Genomic DNA, 6,718 nt, shown 5'->3' with positions numbered 1-6,718 from the left:
ACCGGAACCCGAGCCGGAGCCCGCCCCCGCGCCCGAGGAAGCCTCCCAGTCCGCCGAGGACCCGAATTCGGGGGGCTCCGAGGAGCCGCAGCCCGACGAGGGCTCGAACGAGTACGTCCCGGAGCCCCAGCCGGACAACGGCGGCGCGATGGCGTCGCTGGCGGACAAGAAGAAGTTCGTCCCGCTCATCGTCATGGGCGTGGTGGGACTGACCTTCCTGGTGTTGATGATCGCCGTGCTCGCGGGCGCCTGAGCCTTCCGGCCCGGCGTCCCTGTCGCGAGCGACGGTCCGCCCGGGCTTCCCCGGGCGGCGGAAAAACGAAGGGCCCCCAGACGGGGGCCCTGGAACTACCGGCCGGAGGAGATGCGCGCGACCGGCTGGATGTTCAGCTCGGGCGACAGCTCCTGGTAGCTGAGGATGGAGAACGAGGGCGTGAACTCGTACTCCAGCAGCTTGCGCACGTACCGACGGATGTCCATCGCCGTGAGGATGACGGGGCGCTGGGCGCTGGGCGGCAGGTGTCCGCACTCGGAGCGCACCGCGCTGACGATCTCCTGGGCGATCTCCGGCTCCAGCGCCAGGTGGGCGCCCGCGGAGGTGCGCTTGATGGAGCTGCGGATGGCCTCCTCGATGTTCGGATCCAACAGGTACACCACGAGCGTGCCGGTGCCGCGCGCGTACTTGTGGGAGATGTAGCGGCGCATCGAGGCGCGGACATGCTCGGTGAGCATGACGTTGTCGGCCTCCACCTGCCCGTACTCCGACAGGGACTGGAGGATGCCGCGCAGGTCGCGGATGGAGATCTCCTCCTCCACGAGCCGCCCGAGGATGTCCGTCAGCTTCAGCACGTTGACGATCTTCGGGACGACTTCCTTCACGATGGCCGGGAACGCCTTCTCCAGCTGCTCCAGCATCGTCTGCGTCTCCTGCACGCCCATGAACTCGCGGGCGTTCTTCCGCAGGATGGCCGCGGTGTGCAGGATGATGTAGCCGGGCACGTCCCAGGTGGTGAGGCCCGCGGACTCCAGCGTCTCCCGGAACTGCTCCGGCACCCACGCGGCCGGCTGGCGCGTCGCGGGGTTGATGGCCTCGAAGCCGGGGATGTTCATCAGCTTGAGGCGGTCCACCGTGTCGTTCACCAGGATGTGGCCCAGGGTGGCCTGGCCGGTGACGACGGGGACTTCGTTGATCTGGATCTGGTAGGCCCCGGGAGGCAGGCCGCCGTTGCCGCGCGCTCGCACGCCGGGGAAGCGGACGCCCAGCTCCACGAAGAGGCCGTCGCGCATGAACGGGATGAGCTCGAAGAGGAACTTGCCGCCGTCCTGCCGCGAGTCCACGAAGGGCACCAGCGCGTCGGACACCTCCAGCACGATGGGGGTGACGACGGGGATGAACAGCTCCGAGTCCGGGTTGAGCTGCTCCTTGGGCGCCGGCTCCGACGACACGGGGGTGCCGAAGCTGGACTCCATCGCGGGACCCGCCTCCTCGGCGGCCTGATCCGCGTCCTTCTTCTTCATCATCGTGTACGCGCCGAAACCCGCGCCCGCGCCGAGGATGAAGAACGGAATCTTGGGCAGACCGGGGATGAGGCCCAGGCCCACGAGCATGGCCGCCGCGATGGCGATGGCCTTCGGGTAGGCGGTGAGCTGGCTGCCCACGTCCTTGCCCAGGTGCGCCCCCTCCTCCTCGCCGCCCACGCGCGTCACCAGGATGCCGGCGCAGGTGGAGATGAGGATGGCGGGAATCATGCCGACCAGACCGTCACCGATGGTGAGCAGCGTGTACTTCTGCGCCGCGTCCGCTGCGGCCATCCCCTTCTGGGTCACGCCGATGATCAGGCCGCCCACGATGTTGATGACCGTGATGATGATGGACGCGATGGCGTCGCCCTTCACGAACTTCATGGCGCCGTCCATGGCGCCGAAGAGCTGGCTTTCGCGCTCCAGGTCGCGGCGCTTCTTCTTGCCCTGCTCCTGATCGATGGAGCCCGCGCGCATGTCCGCGTCGATGGACATCTGCTTGCCGGGCATCGCGTCCAGGGTGAAGCGCGCGGCCACTTCGGCGACGCGCTCCGAGCCCTTGGAGATGACGATGAAGTTCACCACCACCAGGATGAGGAAGAGGATGGCGCCGACGACGAAGTTGCCCTGCACCACGAAGTTGCCGAACGCCACCACCACTTCGCCAGGGTCGCCGGTGAGCAGGATGAGTCGGGTGGTGGAAATGGTGAGCGACAGGCGGAACATCGTCGTGATCAGCAGCACCGTCGGGAACACCGACAGCTGCAGCGCGCCTGGCACGTAGAGGGAGATGAGAAGAAGTATGACCGAGATGCTGATGTTCAGCGTCAGCAGGATGTCCAGCAGGAACGTCGGCAGCGGGACGATCATCATCCCGACGATGGCCACGACGACCACCGCCAGGACGATATCGGAGTACTTGTTCAGGAAGCTGTTGGGATCGCCGGTCATCGTCGGGGCGCCATCCTAGTCCGGGCCGGCCCTGGTTCCCAAGGGGGGGTACGCCCTCCCCTGGAAAGGGAGGAGGCCTGCGCTAGGACTAGGCGTCGTCCTCGGGCGCCTCGGACTCGCCGACGTCCTCGGCGCTCTCCATGGCCGCGGCGGCGAGCATGCGCGCACGGGCACTCAGCGGGTCCTTGCCCTCGGGGTCCAGCGCCACCGCGCGGTTGAAGTCCTGGGCCGCTTCCATCACCCGCCCCTGGCGCAGCGCGGCCTCGCCCCGGTTGACGAAGGGGGTCAGGTCCGTGGGGTCCAGTTCGATGGCGCGGTTGAAGCAGTCCACCGCCAGATCCAGATCCTCCAGCGCCAGGTGGCAGGCGCCCAGGGCCGTGTGGAAGTACGCCTCCGACGCGTCCAGCGCGAGGAGGGTCTCGAAAATGGCCAGTGCCTCGCTGAACCGCCCGTCCTGGAAGAGGTTGAAGCCCTCGGTGGCCCGTTCGAGCATCTCGGCTGCAGACAGGGGCTTCTCGTTGTCGTGCATCACCGTGGCCTTGGATTCGGTCGTCATCAGCGCGGGTCCCTCACAGGGAGGACAGGAGGACGTTGCCCGCAACCGACCACCAGTGGACAGGGGTGGCTTCGGGCGCGGACAGCTTAGTCTGTTATCGGGGCAACCTCCAAAGAGGGTGCGTCCCGCGTGATCGACCCGGCTTTCCCGCCCCCCCTTTTCTGGCGGGAAAAAAGATCAGAAAATGGGGACGAAACTTCCGGACCCCGATCCCCCATAATCCTTTTGTAAGCAGCTTCGCAGCGCACCCACCCGCTACCAAATCTGGAGACACCCCATGTCCAACGCTACCGTCGCCGGCGCCGCCATCTCGAAGGCCTTCAACACCAGCCAGGGCCTGAACGCCACCGAGCAGGCGTCCCTGAAGGGCCTCACGGGCGATGACCGTACCCGCGCCGAGGCTCAGCTGATGCTCCAGAAGCAGCAGGAGGCCGTTGCCTTCGCCTCCAACATCATGAAGAAGCTGAACGAGATCGCGATGTCGATCATCGGCAACATGAAGTAATCCTGCCGCTTCCTGGCAGAGAGAGCCGGCCCTCCTTCACGGGAGGCCGGCTCTTCGCTTTTGCGGGCCTGCCTTCGTCCACCCCTCCTCCCCCGCAAGCACGACGGCCCGGACCCACGCCAGGAGCGTGCGACCGGGCCGCGAAGGGTGGAGCGGGGCGGAGGCTTCGGGCGCTACGGCTTCGACGGCTTGCCCTGGACCCGGTCCGCCTGCTGCTTGAGCGCGAGCAACGTCCCGCGGGCCCGCTGCGTGGAGCGGCGCTGCAGCGACGGATCATTCTGGATGGCGCGGCTGAAGTCCGCGAGCGCGGCGGGAACGTTTCCCCGGCGCAGGAAGATTTCGCCCCGACCCACGAGCGCATCCCCGTTGTCGGTGTTGAACCGCAGCGACTGCTCGAAAGCGTCGAAGGCCTCGTCGAAGCGCTCGAGCGTCATGTACGCGGCGCCGACCTGGCAATGCAGCACGCTGTCATACGGGGCCGCGGCCACCAGCCCTTTGAAGATGTCCAGGGCCTGGGCCGTCTTGCCCGCCTGCATGATCTGGTGTGCCGTCTGCGCCCAGCGGTAGAGGGTCGCCTGGGGCATCTTCAGGAACTCGCCCAGCGTCACTTCTCCGCGAATCAACCGCGCATCTTCTTCCTGCTGGCGGGACTCTGCGGATGGGGCCTGGGGCGGGGGCTTGGGACTCAACGTGAACCTCCTGACGAGCGGGGCGCCACTCCGCCCCGCTCGCGGGAGGGTGTGGCGACTAGAAGATGATGTTGCGCGGACGCACGGTATCACTCATGCGCGGGATCTGCTTCAGGGCCTTCAGCATGTTGGTGACCGAGTCGAAGGCCTCCGTCATGCCCTTGCGGTGCTTGCTCTTGTCGTACGAGCCACCGAAGTCGTCCACGCGGTTGAACGGGTTGAAGCCGGCGGACTTGGTCTGGGCCAGCGAGTCGAACGTGTTCGTCACCGCGTTGAGGCGGTTCTGCAGCGCGGCCAGCGGATCCTTGTTGCTCTGGGCCAGGGCGGGGTTCGCCGAGCCACCGTAGGTGTGGCTGACGTTGATCTCGTTGCCCTTCTTCAGGATTTCGCCGCCGTTCTCCGAGCCGACGATCTCCCCGCTCTCGAACGTCCAGTCATCCGTGGACGTGCCCATGGTCACGACGTCCACCGTCTTGTTCTGACCCGCGAAGCGGACCGCCTCGTCCACGGCATCGCGCTTCACCGCGCTGATGGTGCCCTTGCCCTTGTCCAGGTCCTTCACCGACACGTGGTCGTCGCCCATGATGATGTCGAGCGAGCCCGTCACCGTCATGCCGTTGCCGTAGGGCACGGTGTTGACGTTGATGCGGGTGCCGTCGCCCAGGACGAACGTGGTGTCGTTCTTGAAGTCCCACTTGCCGCCGTCGCCCTCGTCGACGTGCGGATCGCCCCACACGCGGGTCTCCTTGCCGTCCGGACCCGTGACCTTCCACTCGAACTGGCCGAGCGGTTCGATGACGTAACCACCCGGGGTGGTGATCTTGTTGTCCTTCACCTCCAGGGAGTAGCGCGCGTTGGCGTTGTCCAGCGGGTTCGGCAGCTCCGTGGGGAAGGCGCCCGAGCTGGCGGAGGCGCTCTTCGTCGTCACCGACTTGCCCATCTGATCGGCCTTGGCGTTCGCCTTGTCCGACTTCGCGGTCGCGCCGGCGATCGCCTTGTCCACCTGGCCCAGCGTCGTCTCGATGAGCTTCGTGTTCTTCGCGATGGTCGCGTCGTTCACAACGCCTTGAGCAGGATTCTTCACGCTGAGGGCCTGGGTGTTCAGGCCGCTGATGTTCGTCGCCATGGGCATCTCCCGGGAAAGGGAAGTCGAGGTCTGGAAAGCGCTACAAAAGATGAACTGGAAGGATTGTCGTGCGCTGGAGGGCAGGAGTTTCGCTCTGAAGGCAACGAATTTTCCAGTCCCGCTCCACCCACCCCTGGAGGCCCCCTCCATGGATCATCTGGGCGCATCTGGAGGGTGGGGGCGAACCGGCCACCCCGGGAAAAGGCGGGAAAATCTGAATCGGAAAATCCCCAGGAAACTTCCGGACCCCGATCCCCCATAATCCTTTTGTAAGCAGCTTCGCAGCGCACCCACCCGCTACCAAATCTGGAGACACCCCATGTCCAACGCTACCGTCGCCGGCGCCGCCATCTCGAAGGCCTTCAACACCAGCCAGGGCCTGAACGCCACCGAGCAGGCGTCCCTGAAGGGCCTCACGGGCGATGACCGTACCCGCGCCGAGGCTCAGCTGATGCTCCAGAAGCAGCAGGAGGCCGTTGCCTTCGCCTCCAACATCATGAAGAAGCTGAACGAGATCGCGATGTCGATCATCGGCAACATGAAGTAATCCTGCCGCTTCCTGGCAGAGAGAGCCGGCCCTCCTTCACGGGAGGCCGGCTCTTCGCTTTTGCGGGCTGGCCCCGGCACGACGACGGAGGGCACCGGGCCCCCCGCGCCAGGCCTGACTCAGGGCGTCGGAAGCTGGGCGTTCAGCAGGATCTGATGCCGGGTGGTGGTGAGGACGTCGAAGTCCGCGGTCACCGAGTCGGCGTAGTTGCCGGTGTCCCGGACGCGGATCTGCATGGGACGGGCGGACTTGCCCGTCTGCGCGTAGCGGGCGGTCACCGTGTACCGGCCGACGGGCACATCCTGCACCGCGTCACCATCCGGCGTGCGCACCAGCTTCTTCGTGATGGGCGCGCCCTCGCTGCCGTCCACCAGCTTTCCGCTCGGCGTCAGCGTCAGCTCGATGTCGTCCGAGTTGATGGCCTGCTCCGGATCCGCGGGGTCGATGAGCTGATCCACGTAGACGGCGACGAACCCGCCGTAGAAGCCGGTGTCGTCAGCGCGCTTTCCCGACAGCTTCCAGGTGAAGTTGCGCACGGCACCTTCATTTCCGGCGAACACGCTGTCGTCGTTCGGATCCAGGTCGAAGGTGTACGACCTGGCGTTGTACTGGACCTTGTGCGTCGCGCTGGCATGCCAGGTTCCCGCCGGCTTGCTCACGTCGATGCGGTAGGTGCCATCCGACCCCGTCGTCGCCAGGGCGTTGGAGTTGTAGACCAGGGTGTTGTCGGCGACGACCGTCACCCCCGGCAGCGGCTGGCCCCGGGCATCCACCACCTTGCCCGACATCTGACCACCCTCGGGAGTTCCTCCCCCACCCTGGC

The 6,718-nt window shown here is 66.4% G+C and carries 7 protein-coding genes and 1 pseudogene; 3 read left to right on the top strand and 5 right to left on the bottom strand.

Features of this window, described 5'->3' with window-relative positions; genetic code table 11:
• A pseudogene (locus tag D7Y13_RS47275) lies at positions 1-253 on the top strand (FHA domain-containing protein); the annotation flags it as partial.
• Between the two features lie 95 nt (positions 254-348).
• Here the strand turns inward: D7Y13_RS47275 and sctV are convergent.
• Both sctV and D7Y13_RS36035 read right to left on the bottom strand, forming a co-directional pair.
• A complete protein-coding gene (sctV, locus tag D7Y13_RS36040) occupies positions 349-2,472 on the bottom strand; it encodes a type III secretion system export apparatus subunit SctV (protein ID WP_120538028.1) in 2,124 nt (707 codons plus the stop codon).
• A gap of 88 nt (positions 2,473-2,560) precedes the next feature.
• Positions 2,561-3,028: a tetratricopeptide repeat protein gene (locus D7Y13_RS36035; RefSeq protein WP_120538027.1), complete on the bottom strand. Its 468-nt coding sequence runs from the start codon at positions 3,026-3,028 to the stop codon at positions 2,561-2,563.
• A gap of 277 nt (positions 3,029-3,305) precedes the next feature.
• Between D7Y13_RS36035 and D7Y13_RS36030 the strand changes: the two genes are divergently transcribed.
• Positions 3,306-3,533: a hypothetical protein gene (locus D7Y13_RS36030; protein ID WP_120538026.1), complete on the top strand. Its 228-nt coding sequence runs from the start codon at positions 3,306-3,308 to the stop codon at positions 3,531-3,533.
• Between the two features lie 173 nt (positions 3,534-3,706).
• On the opposite strand, the gene D7Y13_RS36025 is transcribed toward D7Y13_RS36030, so the two are convergent.
• Both D7Y13_RS36025 and D7Y13_RS36020 read right to left on the bottom strand, forming a co-directional pair.
• Entirely contained in the window at positions 3,707-4,222 is a 516-nt protein-coding gene (locus D7Y13_RS36025) for a tetratricopeptide repeat protein (protein ID WP_233596002.1), read from the bottom strand.
• Positions 4,223-4,280: 58 nt separating this feature from the next.
• Positions 4,281-5,348 (bottom strand): DUF1521 domain-containing protein, encoded by a 1,068-nt coding sequence (locus D7Y13_RS36020; protein WP_120585983.1) that lies wholly within the window; start codon positions 5,346-5,348, stop codon positions 4,281-4,283.
• A 319-nt stretch (positions 5,349-5,667) separates the two neighbouring features.
• Between D7Y13_RS36020 and D7Y13_RS36015 the strand changes: the two genes are divergently transcribed.
• Entirely contained in the window at positions 5,668-5,895 is a 228-nt protein-coding gene (locus D7Y13_RS36015; RefSeq protein ID WP_120538026.1) for a hypothetical protein, read from the top strand.
• Positions 5,896-6,014: 119 nt separating this feature from the next.
• Here the strand turns inward: D7Y13_RS36015 and D7Y13_RS36010 are convergent.
• Positions 6,015-6,718: carboxypeptidase regulatory-like domain-containing protein (locus D7Y13_RS36010; RefSeq protein WP_147452572.1), on the bottom strand; the 704-nt coding region annotated here is incomplete at its 5' end.

Origin of the sequence: Corallococcus praedator (genome assembly GCF_003612125.1) — a bacterium.
GTDB classification, from domain to species: domain Bacteria; phylum Myxococcota; class Myxococcia; order Myxococcales; family Myxococcaceae; genus Corallococcus; species Corallococcus praedator.
Note: the sequence above shows the minus strand (reverse complement) of the source record. Positions and strands in the feature narration are given on the sequence as shown.

Coding starts and splice junctions, on each gene's coding strand:
- D7Y13_RS36020 (WP_120585983.1), bottom strand. CDS start 5,348: ATGGCGACGAACATCAGCGGCCTGAACACCCAGGCCCTCAGCGTGAAG.
- D7Y13_RS36030 (WP_120538026.1), top strand. CDS start 3,306: ATGTCCAACGCTACCGTCGCCGGCGCCGCCATCTCGAAGGCCTTCAAC.
- sctV (WP_120538028.1), bottom strand. CDS start 2,472: ATGACCGGCGATCCCAACAGCTTCCTGAACAAGTACTCCGATATCGTC.
- D7Y13_RS36035 (WP_120538027.1), bottom strand. CDS start 3,028: ATGACGACCGAATCCAAGGCCACGGTGATGCACGACAACGAGAAGCCC.
- D7Y13_RS36015 (WP_120538026.1), top strand. CDS start 5,668: ATGTCCAACGCTACCGTCGCCGGCGCCGCCATCTCGAAGGCCTTCAAC.